14 protein-coding genes are annotated in these 16,602 nt (G+C 63.2%); 6 read left to right on the top strand and 8 right to left on the bottom strand.

Annotation, left to right across the window (positions count from 1 at the left end):
• Position 1: 1 nt before the first annotated feature.
• The 5 genes from AC19YX_RS03225 to AC19YX_RS03245 form a co-directional block, all read right to left on the bottom strand.
• Complete coding sequence (locus AC19YX_RS03225; RefSeq protein WP_500602961.1) at positions 2-439, bottom strand: bpX5 domain-containing protein; 438 nt, start codon at positions 437-439, stop codon at positions 2-4.
• Positions 436-1,554 carry an AAA family ATPase gene (locus tag AC19YX_RS03230; protein WP_500605647.1) on the bottom strand — a complete coding sequence of 373 codons (1,119 nt, stop codon included), beginning with the start codon at positions 1,552-1,554 and terminating at the stop codon, positions 436-438. Before AC19YX_RS03230 ends, AC19YX_RS03225 begins: the two co-directional genes overlap by 4 nt.
• Before the next feature lie 90 nt (positions 1,555-1,644).
• Complete coding sequence (locus AC19YX_RS03235; RefSeq protein ID WP_421547079.1) at positions 1,645-2,931, bottom strand: ATP-binding protein; 1,287 nt, start codon at positions 2,929-2,931, stop codon at positions 1,645-1,647.
• Entirely contained in the window at positions 2,932-3,639 is a 708-nt protein-coding gene (locus AC19YX_RS03240; protein ID WP_078471421.1) for a winged helix-turn-helix domain-containing protein, read from the bottom strand.
• A gap of 175 nt (positions 3,640-3,814) precedes the next feature.
• Positions 3,815-4,420 (bottom strand): MiaE family protein, encoded by a 606-nt coding sequence (locus tag AC19YX_RS03245; protein WP_078471422.1) that lies wholly within the window; start codon positions 4,418-4,420, stop codon positions 3,815-3,817.
• A 225-nt stretch (positions 4,421-4,645) separates the two neighbouring features.
• Here AC19YX_RS03245 and uspL point away from each other — a divergent pair, with 225 nt between their 5' ends.
• Positions 4,646-5,509 (top strand): universal stress protein UspL, encoded by an 864-nt coding sequence (gene uspL, locus AC19YX_RS03250; RefSeq protein ID WP_078471423.1) that lies wholly within the window; start codon positions 4,646-4,648, stop codon positions 5,507-5,509.
• A gap of 189 nt (positions 5,510-5,698) precedes the next feature.
• Here uspL and AC19YX_RS03255 read toward each other — a convergent pair whose 3' ends face one another.
• Positions 5,699-6,169 (bottom strand): DUF1289 domain-containing protein, encoded by a 471-nt coding sequence (locus tag AC19YX_RS03255; protein ID WP_078471424.1) that lies wholly within the window; start codon positions 6,167-6,169, stop codon positions 5,699-5,701.
• Between the two features lie 408 nt (positions 6,170-6,577).
• Here AC19YX_RS03255 and acnB point away from each other — a divergent pair, with 408 nt between their 5' ends.
• A complete protein-coding gene (acnB, locus tag AC19YX_RS03260; RefSeq protein ID WP_078471425.1) occupies positions 6,578-9,178 on the top strand; it encodes a bifunctional aconitate hydratase 2/2-methylisocitrate dehydratase in 2,601 nt (866 codons plus the stop codon).
• Between the two features lie 51 nt (positions 9,179-9,229).
• On the opposite strand, the gene AC19YX_RS03265 is transcribed toward acnB, so the two are convergent.
• Both AC19YX_RS03265 and AC19YX_RS03270 read right to left on the bottom strand, forming a co-directional pair.
• Positions 9,230-10,900, bottom strand: a complete 1,671-nt coding sequence (locus tag AC19YX_RS03265; RefSeq protein WP_207202221.1) for a SulP family inorganic anion transporter — start codon at positions 10,898-10,900, stop codon at positions 9,230-9,232.
• Positions 10,901-11,069: 169 nt separating this feature from the next.
• On the bottom strand, positions 11,070-12,350 hold the full coding sequence (locus tag AC19YX_RS03270) for an HAAAP family serine/threonine permease (protein WP_201130649.1): 1,281 nt from the start codon (positions 12,348-12,350) through the stop codon (positions 11,070-11,072).
• A 511-nt stretch (positions 12,351-12,861) separates the two neighbouring features.
• On the opposite strand from AC19YX_RS03270, the gene AC19YX_RS03275 reads away from it, so the two are divergent.
• The 4 genes from AC19YX_RS03275 to AC19YX_RS03290 all read left to right on the top strand — a co-directional run bounded on the left by AC19YX_RS03275 (position 12,862) and on the right by AC19YX_RS03290 (position 16,534).
• Positions 12,862-13,404, top strand: a complete 543-nt coding sequence (locus tag AC19YX_RS03275) for a cysteine hydrolase family protein (RefSeq protein ID WP_078471427.1) — start codon at positions 12,862-12,864, stop codon at positions 13,402-13,404.
• A gap of 153 nt (positions 13,405-13,557) precedes the next feature.
• Positions 13,558-14,508, top strand: a complete 951-nt coding sequence (locus AC19YX_RS03280; protein WP_500605648.1) for a 2-hydroxyacid dehydrogenase — start codon at positions 13,558-13,560, stop codon at positions 14,506-14,508.
• 159 nt (positions 14,509-14,667) lie between these two features.
• Positions 14,668-15,735 (top strand): phosphotransferase family protein, encoded by a 1,068-nt coding sequence (locus tag AC19YX_RS03285; protein ID WP_078471429.1) that lies wholly within the window; start codon positions 14,668-14,670, stop codon positions 15,733-15,735.
• A gap of 31 nt (positions 15,736-15,766) precedes the next feature.
• The gene (locus AC19YX_RS03290; protein ID WP_020300650.1) at positions 15,767-16,534 is read left to right on the top strand and encodes an SDR family oxidoreductase; all 768 of its coding nucleotides are present in this window, start codon (positions 15,767-15,769) and stop codon (positions 16,532-16,534) included.
• Positions 16,535-16,602: the final 68 nt, after the last annotated feature.

Consider the following 16,602-nt stretch of genomic DNA (forward strand, 5'->3'; position numbering starts at 1 on the left):
GTCAGGGCTCCGCCCAGTAGGCGGCGATTCGCGCCAGGTGTTGCGCGCTGACCGGCAGTTGTCGGTGCAGGGGGATCAGCGCCTTCGGCTGGTGCCAGAGCAGCAGCGGCGTCGATGAACAACGCGCCAGCAACGCCTGAGCCAGCAACGCTGGCGGCACGTCGGGCTGGTAGTGGGTCGGCAGCCAGAGCTGCGGAGCCTCAGGGTCGGGCGCGGCGTATTGCAGGCCTTCGATCCACGGCAGATCGGCCTCTTCGCCCAGCACCAGCAGTACCTGGGCATTGGCCGTCGCTTGCAACCGCGCGGCCTGGGGGGCCGGCAGCTGTTGCAGGCGGGCGTGCAGGCGCCGGGCGACATCGCCCCAGGCCACCGCCGCGCGGGCGACAACCGGCTCGGCCCGGGGCTGCCAGTTCCAGCTCAATCCAGGCGCTTGCGTCATGCGCCGCCAGACAACTGGCTGGCCAATTGGCCCCGCAGGCCTTGCAACGGCTCGGGCAAGGTGGCGCTGTCGAAATTGGCGTCGATTTCCCGCAGCAGGCTTTCCACGGCGGCGTGATCGGCCAGCGGGCGCTGCAACAGTTCGAGGGCGGTTTCCTGCAGACGATTGACCCGCGACAGCGGCTGCAAGGTCGCCTCCTCCACCGCGCTGAACAGATGGCTGTTGCTCGACGCGGCAAACAGCTCGCGCAGCACTTCGCGCCCGCGTTGCTGGGTTTCCTGGGTCGGCAGCACGTAGAGCAGCGGCCACAGGTCGGCGTCGGTGGCCTGGGTGCGGCCGCTCAACAGCGCGGCGGCGGCGATCAGGCGCTGGGACTTGACGATGCGCCGGTCGGACAGGGCAATGCCCGCTTCGCGCAGACGGCGGATGGCCGTGGCCAGCAGTGGCCGCGCCTGGTCGAGGTCGACGCCTTTCAGCGCCTGGCTCAGGGTGTCGAGCTGGCTCAGCCCCAGCAATTGCTGAACCGGACGCTGCTCGGACTGCCAACCGCCGCTGAGCATGGCTTCGAGCTGGTTGTCCGGCACCGATTCGACAAACAGGTGCAGCAGGAAGCGGTCGCCGAACGCGGCCAGGGCCTCGTCGTCCGGCAGGCCGTTGGCGGCGCCGACACAGACCCGCAACGGGCACTGGATCTGGGTGTGGCCACGGCGGAAACGCCGCTCGTTGAGCACCCCGAGCAGGGTGTTGAGAATGGCCGTGGAGCCGAGGAACACCTCATCGAGAAACACGATATCGGCCTCGGGCAGCATGCCGCTGACATCGGTCTCGACCGTACCTTCACGCAGTTTTTTCAGGTCGACCGCGCCAAACAGCTCCGAAGGCTCGGTGAACCGGCCCAGCAGGTATTCGAAGTAGCGCCCGCCCATGGACTGGGCAACACGCCGCACCACGGCGCTTTTCGCAGTGCCCGGCGGGCCGATCACCAGCAGGTGCTCCTGGGCGACGGCGGCCAGCACAATCAGCTCGGCCAGTTGCTCACGGCCTACCAGGCCTTCAGTGGCGACCCGGACCGCGCTTCGAACCTGCGCCGCGGCGCTCTGCAATGAGGCGATCATCACTGTCTTCCCTGAAATCAAAGCGCAGGATTCTGCCTGATCCGCCCCTGATCGCAAAGCGCGCATTGCGCCGGGGCGTCGGGCGGCGCCTTATTCCAGATGGGCCCAGGTCATGCGGAACGAGGCACCGCCCCACTCCGAATCACCGACTTCGACATGCCCGCCATGGGATTGCGAGACCCGTCGCACCAGAGCCAGGCCCAGGCCAAAGCCGCCGGTGCGCCGATCGCGGCTGGCATCGAGGCGGGAAAAGGGTTCAAAGACCTTCTCCCGCCCGTCGATCGGCACCCCGGGCCCGTCGTCGTTGACCCGCACTTCATAACCGTCGCCCTGGCGTACCAGCGACACCTCGACCCGCTGTTCGGCATAGCGAATCGCGTTGCGCAGCAGGTTGATCACGGCCCGCGCCATAAACCGTGGCTCGATGCGGATCGAATCGACCTGGCAGGTGCGAACCCGCAGTTGCACCCCGGCCGCCTCGGCCTCCAGGGCAACACTGCCCACCACACTGTCGAGCCAACTGTGGGCCTGGATATCTTCGCGCTTGATCACCGTGGCCCCGCGTTCGAGGCTGGCATAGGTCAGCAGCTCGGAGACCATTTCCTCCAGCTCGCCGAGGTCCGAGTACATATCGGCGATCAGCTCGCGGTTTTCCCGTGGGTCGGGTTGCTGCCGGAGCTGGTCGAGTTCAAAGGACAACCGGGCAATCGGCGTGCGCAGCTCGTGGGACACCGCGTTGGTCAGCTCGCGCTGGTTGGCGATCAGGCCCTCGATGCGCCCGGCCATGCGGTTGAAGTGCTCGGCCAGGTCACGGATGTTCGAGCGCCGCGACAGGTGCAGGCGCGTGCCCAGGTCGTTGTTGCCAAAACGCTCGGCGGCCAGCCGCAGCTGCTCCAGGTCCCGCCAGTGCGGGCGCACCCAGAAGTACAGGACGATGCCCACCAACGCGCCGAGCAAGGCATAGGCGGCGATGGTGTAGAGGATGGTCAGCGAGGGTTCTTCCGGCAGCTTGATGCTCAGCAGCTGCGGGCCGCCGTCAATGTTGGCGATGAACTCGGTGAAGGTCTGGCGCACCACCAGCTGGTTGCTGTCCAGCAGCGCCTGCTCCCGGGGGCTGAGGCCCAGTTCAGCGGCCTGCACCAGCTTCAACTGCAAGCCATAGTGCGGCTTGAGCTGTTCCAGCTGCTGCTCGCGCCCCTGGCTGTCGTAGGGCCGCAGTTTCTCCGTCAGGCTGTAGGCCGGGCCGCGCACCGCATCACGGTTATAGGCTTCCAGCGGGTCACTGAGCACCGTGGTGAAGATATGGTCGACCGCCGTGATGGCCCCGGCAAAACCAATGGCCAGGACAATGTACAAGCCCAGGAAAAGCCGCAGCATCTAAAGCTCCCACGCGAACGGATTGAACAGATAGCCCTTGCCCCAGATGGTCTTGATGCACAGCGGCTCGCGCGGGTTGTCCTTGAGCTTGGCCCGCAGCTTGCTGATATAGACGTCGACGCTGCGGTTGAGGCCGTCGAAGGCGATCCCGCGCATGCGGTTGAGAATGTCGTCCCGCGACAGGATCTTGCCCGCCGAGCTGGCCAGCAGCCACAGCAGTTCGAACTCCATGGTGGTCAGCTCGATCCCTTCGCCTTCAAGGCGCACTTCGCGGCAACTGCGATCGATGCTCAGGCTGCCGAACTCCAAGTTGCCGCGCGCCGGCGCCTCGGGCACCTGACGCCGTTGCAGGGCGCGCAGGCGAGCCAGCAGCACCGGCGGCTTGATCGGCTTGATCACATAATCGTCGGCGCCGGACTCCAGCCCCAGGATGTGGTCCAGGTCATCTTCCTTGGCAGTGAGGATCACGATCGGGGTGTCGGACACCGCGCGGATTTCCCGGCACACGTGCAGGCCGCTCTGCCCCGGCAGCATCAGGTCGAGGACGACGATTTTCGGCTTGAACTCAAGGAACGCGGCCAGCGCCACGTCGCCGCGATGCACGGTGCGGACTTCAAATCCGTGCTGGCACAGGAAGTGCGCGATCAGCCCGGCGAGCTTTTCGTCATCCTCCACCAGCAATACTTTGCCAAGACCCAGGTTATCCATAAGTACCCGTCTGCGACCCGCCCATTTTCAGTGCGCGCATTATAGGGCCCAACAGGTGAATCCACGGCTACGCCAATACGCAAAAACCGGCCATTGCGGCCGGCTTTGCGCGAACTTTCATTCTTTTAAGAGTTTTTTACAATTTGCCTGTTTTTTTACACGGATCCGATCCGTTTTACAGAGTAGGCACGCCGCTGTGGAAGCGGAACTCGACGTCCGGCGACTCGATCAGTTCCTGCTCCGCCGCGCGCACCCGCTCGATGACCTGGGCGATGTCCTTGGCGTCACCGTACTGGTAGGCCAGCTTCAGGTAACCCTGGAAGTGCCGGGCCTCGCTCTTGAGCAGGCCGAAATAGAACGTGCCCAACTCTTCGTCCAGGTGCGGCACCAGGGCCTCGAAACGCTCGCAGCTGCGAGCTTCGATAAAGGCCCCGACCACCAGGGTGTCCACCAGCTTTACCGGCTCGTGGCTGCGCACCACCTTGCGCAGGCCCGAGGCATAACGCCCGGCCGACAGCTGGCGCAGCTCGATCTTGCGCTTTTTCATCAGGCGCATGACCTGCTCGTGGTGCACCAGCTCTTCACGCGCCAGGCGCGACATCAGGTTGATCAGGTCGACATGGGAGTGGTACTTGGCGATCAGGCTCAGGGCGGTGCTGGCGGCCTTGAACTCGCAGTTCTTGTGGTCGATGAGCAGGGTTTCCTGATCCGCCAGCGCGGCCTGGACCCAGCCATCCGGGGTGCGGCAGCCGAGGAACTCGTGAATTTCCGGCAGGCTCATGGCTGCACTTCCAGCGGGGCAAAGGACTCACAAGGCAGGGCGGCGGCAATATCACGGGTCAATAACATGAGGCTCACGGACAAAAGGTTCACGGCGAAGGTCGCCGATTATACCGGCCGCGCCACAGACCACCAGTCGCGCCGCTTGATGTGCATCAACATCCTGCCCGGTGCGCAGCAACTATAGTTGTGCAGGCACGCCCTCATCCCTTCTGGAGATCCCGACATGCAAGCCATCCGCAGCATCCTGGTGGTTATCGAGCCCGAGCATTCCGAAAGCCTCGCGCTCAAGCGCGCCAAGCTGATCGCCGGGGTGACCCAGGCCCACCTGCACCTGCTGGTCTGCGATAAAAAGCACGAGCATTCGGCGCTGCTCAGCGTGCTCAAGAGCAGCCTGTCGAGCGAGGGCTACAGCGTGACCACCGAGCAGGCCTGGAATGACAGCCTGCACCAGACCATCATCGACGTGCAGCAGGCCGAGGGCTGTGGCCTGGTGATCAAGCAGCACTTTGCCGACAACCCGCTGAAAAAGGCCCTGCTCACCCCTGCCGACTGGAAGCTGCTGCGCTACTGCCCGACCCCGGTGCTGCTGGTCAAGACCTCCAAGCCCTGGGCCGGCCAGGTGATCCTGGCGGCCATCGACGTCGGCAACACCGACGGCGAACACCGCGCCCTGCACAACAGCATCGTCGACCACGGCTTCGACATCGCCAGCCTGGCCAAGGCCCGGCTGCATGTGATCAGCGCCCACCCCTCGCCCATGCTGTCGGCGGCCGACCCGGTGTTCCAGCTCAAGGAAACCATCGAGGCGCGCTACCGCGAGCAGTGCAAGGCGTTCCAGGCCGAATTCGATATCGACGACGCGCACCTGCATATCGAAGAAGGCCCGGCGGATGTGCTGATCCCCCACACCGCCCATCAGCTGCAGGCGGCGGTGACCATCATTGGCACCGTGGCGCGCACCGGGCTGTCGGGCGCCCTGATCGGCAATACCGCGGAAGTGGTGCTCGACTCTCTGGAAAGCGACGTGCTGGTGCTCAAACCGCAGGAAATGATGGACCACCTGGAGGAGTTGGCAGCCAAGGGCTGAAAAGCGTTATTAGCGCGGCATGGCACTCTTGTGGCGAGGGAGCTCGCTCCCGCACGGGCGCGCAGCGGCCGTAAATGAGGACGCGGCGGTGGGTCAGGCAGATTGACGTGGCAGGGTTGGGGCCTGTTGCACAGGCCAGCGGGAGCAAGCTCCCTCGCCACAGCAAGCCCCCTCGCCACAGCCGTTCACTCAGGCGCCAAATGCGTCCTTGAGAAACCCTGGCGCGATGTAGCGCTGGTAGTGGGCTTCCGACAGCAGGAAGAATTCCCGATCAATGGCATCGCGCAGTTCCGGCAGGCTCCAGTCGCGGAACTCCGGCAGCAACACCATCCCGTAGGCATCCAGCTGGCTGATGACCCGCGCCCCACGGGCGATCAACTGGTAGGCCCAGCAGTATTGCGACTGGTGCGGCACAAAGCGGATCTTGCGCGCCTCCAGCTGCCCGCGCAGGCGCTGGGCGTCGAAAATCTCCAGTTTGCCGGCCATCACTTGCACCAGCAGCTGTTCCAGACGCAGCCACACCGCGCGTTTTTCTTCCTCGTTGTAGCCGTTCCAGTGAATCACTTCATGGTGGAAGCGCTTGCAGCCACGGCACACCAAATCACCGTAGACAGTGGAGCAGAGGCCGACGCAGGGGGTCTTGATAGTCTGATTGGGCATAGGTAGGGAGTACGCGGAAAAGCAAAACAGGAGCGCATGTTAGCCCTTTGTCTAACATTGATCACCCCTCAAACTTCGGGGCCTAACTTACCTTTAAATTTTTTTTCCCGTAGAATCAGCCAGCCTTTTTAGGCGCCAATGTCCGTTTGAAGCTGTTTTCAAAGCGTCACGAGCACAGTCGTTCCTTCAGAACGGTGTTGGCGAAGGGTTTTTCCAGCGGGGAAAAGCCCAACGCCAACCCTCATCAGCTCCCCGTTCTGCAGGCGTAAAACTTTGAAAGCAGCTTCTGTAAGGAATTGTCGGTAATTCTGGCTAAGTGGCCCACAACGCCACGCAGCGCATGAGTACGGCAATTTCGGGATGAGCGTCCCGGACACCCATTTGGGACCACTGATGAGGGTAATAACTGTGCTTGAAGCCTACCGCAAACATATCGAAGAGCGTGCAGCCCTGGGTATCGTTCCCCAGCCGCTTAACGCCGAACAAACCGCAGGCCTGGTCGAGCTGCTGAAAAATCCTCCGGCTGGCGAAGAAGAATTCCTCGTTGACCTGATCACCAACCGCATTCCACCAGGCGTTGACGAAGCTGCTTACGTCAAGGCCGGTTTCCTGTCTGCCCTGGCCAAGGGCGAAGCCACTTCCCCTCTGATCGACAAGAAACGCGCTGTTGAACTGCTCGGCACCATGCAAGGCGGCTACAACATCGTGACCCTGGTCGAACTGCTGGACGACGCCGAGCTGGCGCCGGTCGCTGCCGCCCAACTCAAGCACACCCTGCTGATGTTCGATGCGTTCCACGACGTGGCTGAAAAAGCCAAGGCCGGCAACCAGCACGCCAAAGCCGTGATCCAGTCCTGGGCCGACGGCGAGTGGTTCAAGAACCGCCCAACCCTGGCCGACAAGATCAGCCTGCGCGTGTTCAAGGTCACCGGCGAAACCAACACCGACGACCTGTCCCCTGCCCCGGATGCCTGGTCCCGCCCTGACATCCCGCTGCACGCCCTGGCCATGCTGAAAATGGCTCGCGAAGGCATCGTGCCGGACGAGCAAGGCAAGACCGGCCCGATGAAGCAGATCGAAGAAATGCGCGGCCAAGGCTTCCCGATCGCCTACGTCGGTGACGTGGTCGGTACCGGTTCGTCGCGTAAGTCGGCCACCAACTCCGTACTGTGGTTCTTCGGCGACGACGTTCCTTACGTGCCGAACAAGCGCGCTGGCGGCTTCTGCTTCGGCAGCAAGATCGCTCCCATCTTCTACAACACCATGGAAGATGCCGGCGCACTGCCTATCGAGTTCGACGTTACCAACATGAACATGGGCGACGTGATCGACCTGTACCCCCATGCTGGCAAAGTCTGCAAACACGGCACCGATGAAGTCCTGACCACCTTCGAAATGAAGACCCCGGTCCTGTTGGACGAAGTTCGTGCCGGCGGTCGTATCCCGCTGATCATCGGCCGTGGCCTGACCGAGAAAGCCCGTACCGAATTGGGTCTGCCACCGTCGGACCTGTTCAAGAAGCCTGAAGCACCAGCCGAAAGCACCAAGGGCTTCACCCTGGCGCAGAAAATGGTCGGCAAGGCTTGCGGCGTAGCAGGCGTTCGTCCTGGTACTTACTGCGAACCGAAAATGACCACCGTCGGCTCCCAGGACACCACCGGTCCAATGACCCGTGACGAACTGAAAGACCTGGCGTGCCTGGGCTTCTCCACCGATCTGGTGATGCAGTCGTTCTGCCACACCGCGGCCTATCCAAAGCCGATCGACGTGACCACCCACCACACCCTGCCTGACTTCATCATGACCCGTGGCGGTGTATCGCTGCGTCCAGGCGACGGCATCATCCACAGCTGGCTGAACCGCATGCTGCTGCCGGACACCGTCGGCACCGGTGGTGACTCCCACACCCGTTTCCCGATGGGCATCTCGTTCCCGGCCGGTTCCGGCCTGGTAGCGTTCGCCGCCGCCACGGGTGTTATGCCACTGGACATGCCGGAATCGATCCTGGTGCGCTTCAAGGGCGAAATGCAACCGGGCATCACCCTGCGTGACCTGGTTCACGCCATTCCTTACTACGCGATCCAGGCTGGCCTGCTGACCGTAGAAAAGAAAGGCAAGAAGAACGCCTTCTCCGGCCGCATCCTGGAAATCGAAGGCCTGGACAACCTGAGCATCGAACAAGCCTTCGAGCTGTCCGACGCCTCGGCCGAACGTTCGGCTGCCGGTTGCACCATCAAGCTGTCGAAAGAGTCGATCACCGAGTACCTGAGCTCCAACATCACCCTGCTGCGCTGGATGATCGGCGAAGGCTACGGCGATGCGCGGACCCTGGAACGTCGTGCTCAAGCGATGGAAGCCTGGATCGCCAACCCTGAGCTGATGGTGGCTGATGCCGACGCCGAATACGCCGAAGTCATCGAAATCGACCTGGCTGAAATCAAGGAGCCTGTGCTCTGCGCGCCGAACGACCCGGACGACGCCCGTCTGCTGTCCAGCGTTGCTGGCGAGAAGATCGACGAAGTGTTCATCGGTTCGTGCATGACCAACATCGGTCACTTCCGCGCTGCCGGTAAGCTGCTGGATCAGGTCAAGGGCCAGCTGCCAACCCGTCTGTGGCTGTCGCCGCCGACCAAGATGGACGCTCACCAACTGACCGAAGAAGGCTACTACGGCATCTACGGCAAGGCTGGCGCGCGCATGGAAATGCCGGGCTGCTCGCTGTGCATGGGTAACCAGGCACGCGTAGAGCCGAACTCGACCGTTGTGTCGACTTCGACCCGTAACTTCCCGAACCGTCTGGGTGATGGCGCGAATGTCTACCTGGCTTCGGCCGAGCTGGCGTCGGTGGCTTCGATCCTGGGTCGCCTGCCGACCGTCGAGGAGTACATGGAATACGCCGCTCAGATCAACACCATGGCCAGCGATGTGTATCGCTACCTGAGTTTTGACCAGATCGCCGAATTCCGTGAGGCTGCCGCGAATGCCAACATTCCGGTGATCCAAGCCTAACGTTGTAAAGCACTGAAGAACGCCGCGTATTCCACGATACGCGGCGTTTTTTTATGCCTGGGATTTGTCTTCGGCGGGCTGGAGATTGAGCGCCGCCTGCACCGTGTCATCGACACTGGTGCCGCTGATCAGCACCCCGAGGGCCTCGGTCGAAGGCAGCGCAAGCAAGGCGGCCCGCGCCCTGTGTTTGACCCGGGCCAGGGCCAGGCCCTTGTGTTCCTGGCTGACCCGCAGAAAGAAATCGTCCAGGACCTCGATACTGGTGCCGTCCAGGTTGGGGGATTCCTCCAGGCTCAGCACCACCGTGTGCACCGGCGCCTCGGCATGCCGGATCAGCCGTAGCGCACCGCCCAGGATCCGTTCCGCGTTGGCAAAGAACAACGCCTCGCTCGGCCGCAGGATCAACACCCCGGGGACTTGCCGGGCCTGGGGATGGCGATTGAGGTCGACAAAATCATGCCCGCTGCCCAACTGCCCGAGAATCTGGATATCCGCCCCCGAAAGCTGGCGCAGCATCAGCACGATACTCACCCCGACCGCCATCAGCAGGCCGTCCAGCACCCCCAGCACCAACACCGCGGCCACCGCGCAGATCACCAGCAGCCGGTCGCGACGCCAGATGAAATAACGCCCCAGGGGCTCCAGACTCAGGCCTCGCCCCAGGGCGTGAATCACGATTGCCGCCAGCACCGGCTCCGGGGTCAGGGCGATATAGGGCAATACCGTCAGCACGATCACCAGCATCACCAGCGCCGCCGTCAGCCCCGCCAGGCGCGAGGTGGCGCCGGCGGCTTCGTTGGCCGAGGTCGCGGAATAACCGGCGCCGACCGGCATCCCGTGAAACAGCCCCGAGAGCAGGTTGGACGCGCCCAGGGCCAGCAGGTCGCGGTTGGACGACACCCGGTCGCCGTGCTTCAGGGCAAATGAGCTGATGGAGCCATAGGACTCGGCATACAGGATCATCACCATGGCAAAGCCCAACTCCCCCAGGCGCAACCAGTCGGCAAACGGCAGCACCGGCAGGTTCGGCACTTCCAGCTTGAGTTCAATCACCCCGATCAGCTTGACCCCGTGGGCCTCGAGGTCCAGCCACTGCCCGGCGGCGATGCCGAGGATTACCACCAGCAATCCGCCCGGCAGGTAGCGAATCTGCCCGCACAGCCAAAGCACCAGCAACGCCGTGAGCGCCACGGCGGCGCCGGCCCAGTTCCACTGCGGCAGCTGCTCCAGCAACTGCGGCAGGAACCGCACCAGGTTGGGGTCCGTGAGGTGGACCCCGACCACGCTGGCCACCTGCTTCATGACGATGGTCAGGGCCAGGCCGAAGGCAAAACCGCGCAGCACCGGCTTGGCGATAAAGGCCGTGACCCCGCCCAGACGGAACAATCCCGCCAGGACGAAGAAGCCGCCGGTCAACAGCACCAGCGCAAACGCCAGGCTCATGCGCAAGGCACTGTCACCGCCGGCCAGGGACAGGGTCGCCGCTGCCAGCACAGCCGCGGAAGAAGAGGTCGCGGAGACAATCGCAAACCGGCTGTTACCCAGCAGGCCATAACACAGCAGGCCGGCAAACAGGGCAATCACCCCGGCCTGGGGCGGCAAGGCGGCGATGCTCGAATAGGCAACCGCCTCGGGCAGTAACAGGCCGGCAATGGACAGGCCGGCCAGCAGGTCACGGGAGCGTTCCGGACGCTGGACAACAGGGAGTTCGGGAGACGGCAAGGCGATGCAATCCTGGAGGTCGATCGTGGCCCCCAAGCTTAGTCGCTATCGCGGCAAGACTCTTGATATCAATCAGATATCTCGGCGAGCGTGCCCATGTCGCGCCTTGTTCCGGGCAAAAAAAACCGCCCCGGGCGGCAACCCGGGGCGGTCAGTGGAGCGCGGCAGATCAGACGCTCAGGGAATACACCAGCGCCGAGATCGCCACCAGGCCGACCAGGGTCACGAAGACATTGGAAGCCTGACCGCGATAACGAGCCATGGCCGGCACCTTGTGGATGGCGTACATCGGCATCAGGAACAGGATCGTCGCGATCACCGGGCCGCCCATGGTCTCGATCATCGTCAGAATGCTCGGGTTGAGGGTTGCCACGGCCCAGCAGATCACCAGCATGAAAGCGGCGGTGACCCGGTCCAGGGTTTTCGATCCCGGGCGCCGGCCGCTCTTGCCGATCAGGCCCTTGAGGCCTTCGCTGGCACCGATGTAGTGGCCGAGGAAGGACTTGGCAATGGCCACGAACGCAATCAACGGCGCGGCGAATTCGATGGTCGGGTTGTTGAAGTGGTTGGCCAGGTAGGACAGGATCGACAGGTTCTGGACCTTGGCTTCGGCCAGTTGCGCCGGCGACAGGGTCAGCACGCAACTGAAGACGAAGAACAGCACCATGCCCACCATCAACAGGTGGGCGCGGGACAGAATCTGCGAGCTGCGCTGTTCGGCGTGTTCGCCATAGCGGCGCTTCTGGTCCACGGCAAAGGCCGAGATGATCGGCGAATGGTTGAACGAAAACACCATCACCGGAATCGCCAGCCACAGGGTATGCAGGAAGGCCGAAGGCGCCGGGACATCGCTGACGGTGGCGAGGATGCCGCCATTCCAGTGCGGGATCAGGAACACCGCCAGGAACAGCAAGGCAACGATGAACGGATAGACCATCAGGCTCATGGCCTTGACGATCACCTGCTCGCCACAGCGCACCACCGCCAGCAGGCCGAAAATCAGCATCAGGGCCAGGATCGCCCGGGGCGGCGGCGCGATGTGCAACTGGTGGGTCATGAAGCTGTCGACGGTATTGGTCAGGGCCACGCTGTAGATCAGCAGGATCGGGAAGATCGCCAGGAAGTACAGGAGCGTGATCAATGCGCCGGCGGTGAGCCCGAAATGCTCTTCCACCACGTCAGTGATGTCCGCACCGTCACGCCCGGAAAGCACGAAGCGGGTCAGGCCCCGGTGGGCGTAGAAAGTCATGGGGAATGCCAGCAGCGCCAGGATCAGCAGCGGCCAGAAACCGCCCAGGCCCGCGTTGATGGGCAGAAACAGGGTACCCGCACCGATGGCGGTGCCGAACAGGCCCAGCATCCAGGTGGTGTCATGGCGATCCCAGCGACTGAGGGTCGTTGGGGCTGCCGCTTCAAAGCGTTGATCAACGCTATTGGCCTGATCATTCATCCGGTCGGATCTCCGCATTCCGGTCATTTGCCACTCGGCCAGGACGAGTCGGAAAACCCGACAGGCAGCGCCCTGGTCGAAACAGGGGCGCGATTGTCCGGGATTCGGTAACAGAAGCAAAGACTTAGCTGAGGAACGGTGTATTTGCCGGCATGGCTGTAGCCGCTGCCGACGGCTCGGGCCGCGTTCAGACGCTGGCCATCAGCAGCAACGTGTCCATACCTGACACCCCACGGCGCCCGCTCCGGCCAGCGCAGCCTCGCGGGCTCGGCAGCGGCTACAGGGGCCAGTGCGAATGGCGCGCTCGACGTTGACAGCCTTGGGGCGACGACGGCATGATCGGACCCCATGAATATTTACGCGCTCAACCCCACCTCCACCACCACGACTGCCTTCGGCGGGTCGGATGGTGGCTGCGAGAGTTGAATACAGCGCAGTGACACCAAGGCCCCGCCAGCGATGGACGGGGCCTTTTGTTTCTCCGTCCAGCTGGCTTTCAAGGAGAAACACCATGCCATCAGCCCAAGCCAAGCGCCCCGCCCTGCTGGTCGTCGACATGCAAGTCGGACTGTTCAACGGCCCGGACAAACCTTTCGAACGCGAACGCGTACTGGAAAACATCAACCAACTGATCCGCCGCGCCCGCCAGGCCGGCGTGCCGATCTTCGCCGTGCGCCACACCGGCCCGGCCGAGTCGCCCATTCATGCCGGCAGCCCGTTGTGGCAGTTGCTGCCGACTCTGGAGCTGGATGAGCAACACGACACCCTGTTCGACAAGACCCGCCCCAACTGCTTCTTCGGCACCGAACTGGCCGAGCGCCTGCACGCTGCCGACATCGGCCAACTGGTGATCGTCGGCATGAAGACTCAATACTGCATCGACAGCACCTGCCGCGCCGCCGCAGACCTGGGTTTTGCGCCCGTGCTGGTAGCCGATGCGCACACTTGCATGGACACTCCCGTGCTGACGGCCAAGGCGATCATCGATCACCACAACGCCACCCTCAACGGTGCCTTCGTACGCCTGGAAAACACCGTGGATATCGCGTTCTGACGTCACCCTGATCAGCCCGCCGCCCTGGCGGGCTTTTCCCCAAGACCTGATTGCGAGGTCTCTGGCCTGAACCTTTGCGCACCGACGGCGATTGCCAAAAGCCCCCCCAACCAGCACTCTTGAGCGCCCTGTCCTCCGCCTCAGGAACCCGCCATGCCCGCCACTGTTCTGGTCCTGGTTGAAACCATCAACGAATACCTGCCAATTCTCGAAGCCCAAGGCTTTCACCTGATCCTCGCACCCACACCCAGTGAGCGCGCCCAAGCCATCAAGACCCATGCCGGGCAGATCAACGCCGTGCTGACCCGTGGTCCGCTGGGCCTGCATGCCGAAGAAATCGCCGCCTTGCCGCACCTGGAAATCATCTGCGTGATCGGCGCCGGTTATGAACAGGTCGACCTGCAGGCCGCCAGCAACCGCGGAATTGCCGTGACCAATGGCGCCGGAGTCAACGCCTCGTCGGTGGCCGACCATGCCCTGGCGCTGCTGCTGAGCCTGGTGCGTGACATTCCCCGGGCCGATGCCGCTGTGCGCCGTGGCGAATGGCCCAAGGTCATGCGCCCGTCCCTGGCCGGCAAACGCCTGGGGATTCTCGGCCTGGGCGCGGTGGGCCTGGCCATCGCCAAACGCTGCGCCCTGGGCTTTGACATGAGCGTGAGCTACCACAACCGCCGGCCGCGCACCGACCAGCCCTACCACTATTGCGAAACCCCGGCCGAGCTGGCGCGCCAATCGGATTACCTGGTCATCGCCACCCCGGGCGGCACCGACACCCGGCAGTTGATCGACAAACAGGTGCTGGCGGCCCTCGGGCCCGATGGTTTTCTGGTGAACATCGCCCGCGCCAGCGTGGTCGATACCGCCGCCCTGCTGCACGCCCTGGAGCAGCGCAGCATCGCCGGCGCGGCCCTCGATGTGTTCGATCACGAGCCCCAGGTTCCCGAGGAGTTGAAGGGGCTGCACAACGTGGTGCTGACGCCCCATGTCGCCGGCCATTCGCCGGAAGCCGCCCGCGACACCGTGGAAATGGTCGGTAAAAACCTGCGGGCCTACTTCTCCGGCCAACCCTTGCTGACGCCCCTCACCCTGCCTGCGTCGAACTGAACTAGAGTCAGGCCTGGGGTTTTCAAACGCTTGTATCAAAAGCAATGATTGCCCGGCAACACGCTCACCTATAAAGGCCCGCCACGATTGTGGCGGCCCGGTGTGCGCATTAGATTAGCCAATAATCTCTGGCCTCCAGAATAAGCAGAAGGGATAAGCATGGCGCTTACTGACCAGTCCACCCGTACTCGTTCCGGCGAAGAACTTGATGCCAACCTGATCGATCCGTACCTCAAGGCGCATATTCCAGGCCTTAGCGGTACGCCGCAGATCAGCCAGTTTCCGGGCGGCGCTTCGAACCTCACCTACTTGCTGGAATACCCGGAACAGGAGTTCGTCCTGCGCCGCCCGCCCTTCGGCCACAAGGCCAAGTCGGCCCATGACATGGGCCGCGAGTACCGCATTCTCAATCAGCTCAAAGACGGTTTTCCCTACTGCCCCAAAGCCTATGTGCACTGCACCGATGAGTCGCTGATCGGCGCCGAGTTCTATGTGATGGAACGGGTCAAGGGCATCATCCTGCGCTCGGACCTGCCGCCGGAGCTGGGCCTGGACGCGAACCAGACCCAAGCCCTGTGCAAGAGCTTTATCGACAAGTTCGTCGAACTGCATCGCGTGGACTACAACGCCTGCGGCCTGGCCGACCTGGGCAAGCCCGAAGGCTATGTCAAACGCCAGATCGGCGGCTGGAGCGACCGCTACGAGAAAGCCCTGACCCCGGACGCGCCGAAATGGGAAGCGGTGAAAGCCTGGCTCAATGACAAGATGCCGGCCGACCACCCGACCTCGAGCATCGTGCATAACGACTACCGCTTCGACAACGTGATCCTCGACCCCGCCAACCCGATGCAGATCATCGGCGTGCTCGACTGGGAGCTGACCACCCTCGGCGATCCGCTGATGGACCTGGGCAACACCCTGGCCTACTGGATCGAAGCCGGCGACCCACCAGCAGTGCAACTGATGCGCCGGCAACCGAGCAACGCCCCGGGCATGCTGACCCGCCAGCAGTTCGTCGATTACTACGCCGAGCGCTCAGGCATCGAGATCGGCAACTTCGACTTCTATTACACCTACGGCCTGTTCCGCCTGGCGGGCATCGTGCAGCAGATCTACTACCGCTTCTTCCACGGTCAGACCCAGGACAAACGCTTCGCGCAGTTCATTCACATGAACAAACTGCTGGAGCAGATGAGCCTGCAAGTCATCCAGAAATCCAGCCTCTGATGGCGCCCCTCGCCTACAACAAGGAATAACCATGTCCAAGACCCAGTTGTTCGACCTCGATGGCAAGATCGCTTTCGTTTCCGGCGCCAGCCGCGGTATCGGTGAAGCCATCGCCAAGCTTCTGGCCCAGCAAGGTGCCCATGTGATTGTGTCGAGCCGCAAGCTCGAAGGTTGCCAGCACGTGGCCGACGCCATTATTGCCGACGGTGGCAAGGCCACGGCGATTGCCTGCCATATCGGGGAAATGGAGCAGATCAGCCAGGTTTTCGCCGGCATTCGCGAGCAATTCGGGCGCCTGGACATCCTGGTCAACAACGCGGCCACCAACCCGCAGTTCTGCAACGTGCTGGACACCGACCTGGGCGCGTTCCAGAAAACCGTCGACGTGAACATTCGCGGCTATTTCTTCATGTCGGTGGAAGCCGGCAAGCTGATGCGCGACAACGGTGGCGGCAGCATCATCAACGTGGCGTCGATCAATGGCATATCGCCGGGGATCTTCCAGGGCATCTATTCGGTGACCAAGGCTGCGGTGATCAACATGACCAAGGTCTTCGCCAAGGAGTGCGCGCAGTTCGGCATCCGTTGCAACGCCCTGCTGCCGGGCCTGACCGACACCAAATTCGCCTCGGCCCTGGTGAAGAATGACGCCATCCTCAAGACCGCACTGGCGCAAATCCCCCTCAAGCGCGTGGCCGACCCCAGCGAAATGGCCGGCGCCGTGCTGTACCTGGCCAGCGATGCCTCCAGCTACACCACCGGCGTGGCCTTGAATGTGGATGGCGGGTTCCTTTCCTGAGTTCGTCTGCTGTCGGACGACACGACTCCATCTGAAAGACCATGGCGCCCGTTCCAGCCAGCGCAACC

This window comes from Pseudomonas sp. MF09150 (assembly GCF_059862355.1).

Excerpts from the sequence above, each read along its gene's own strand:
- AC19YX_RS03225 (WP_500602961.1), bottom strand. The coding sequence starts at position 439 with ATGACGCAAGCGCCTGGATTGAGCTGGAACTGGCAGCCCCGGGCCGAG.
- AC19YX_RS03230 (WP_500605647.1), bottom strand. The coding sequence starts at position 1,554 with ATGATCGCCTCATTGCAGAGCGCCGCGGCGCAGGTTCGAAGCGCGGTC.
- AC19YX_RS03235 (WP_421547079.1), bottom strand. The coding sequence starts at position 2,931 with ATGCTGCGGCTTTTCCTGGGCTTGTACATTGTCCTGGCCATTGGTTTT.
- AC19YX_RS03240 (WP_078471421.1), bottom strand. The coding sequence starts at position 3,639 with ATGGATAACCTGGGTCTTGGCAAAGTATTGCTGGTGGAGGATGACGAA.
- AC19YX_RS03245 (WP_078471422.1), bottom strand. The coding sequence starts at position 4,420 with ATGAGCCTGCCGGAAATTCACGAGTTCCTCGGCTGCCGCACCCCGGAT.
- uspL (WP_078471423.1), top strand. The coding sequence starts at position 4,646 with ATGCAAGCCATCCGCAGCATCCTGGTGGTTATCGAGCCCGAGCATTCC.
- AC19YX_RS03255 (WP_078471424.1), bottom strand. The coding sequence starts at position 6,169 with ATGCCCAATCAGACTATCAAGACCCCCTGCGTCGGCCTCTGCTCCACT.
- AC19YX_RS03270 (WP_201130649.1), bottom strand. The coding sequence starts at position 12,350 with ATGAATGATCAGGCCAATAGCGTTGATCAACGCTTTGAAGCGGCAGCC.
- AC19YX_RS03275 (WP_078471427.1), top strand. The coding sequence starts at position 12,862 with ATGCCATCAGCCCAAGCCAAGCGCCCCGCCCTGCTGGTCGTCGACATG.
- AC19YX_RS03280 (WP_500605648.1), top strand. The coding sequence starts at position 13,558 with ATGCCCGCCACTGTTCTGGTCCTGGTTGAAACCATCAACGAATACCTG.
- AC19YX_RS03285 (WP_078471429.1), top strand. The coding sequence starts at position 14,668 with ATGGCGCTTACTGACCAGTCCACCCGTACTCGTTCCGGCGAAGAACTT.
- AC19YX_RS03290 (WP_020300650.1), top strand. The coding sequence starts at position 15,767 with ATGTCCAAGACCCAGTTGTTCGACCTCGATGGCAAGATCGCTTTCGTT.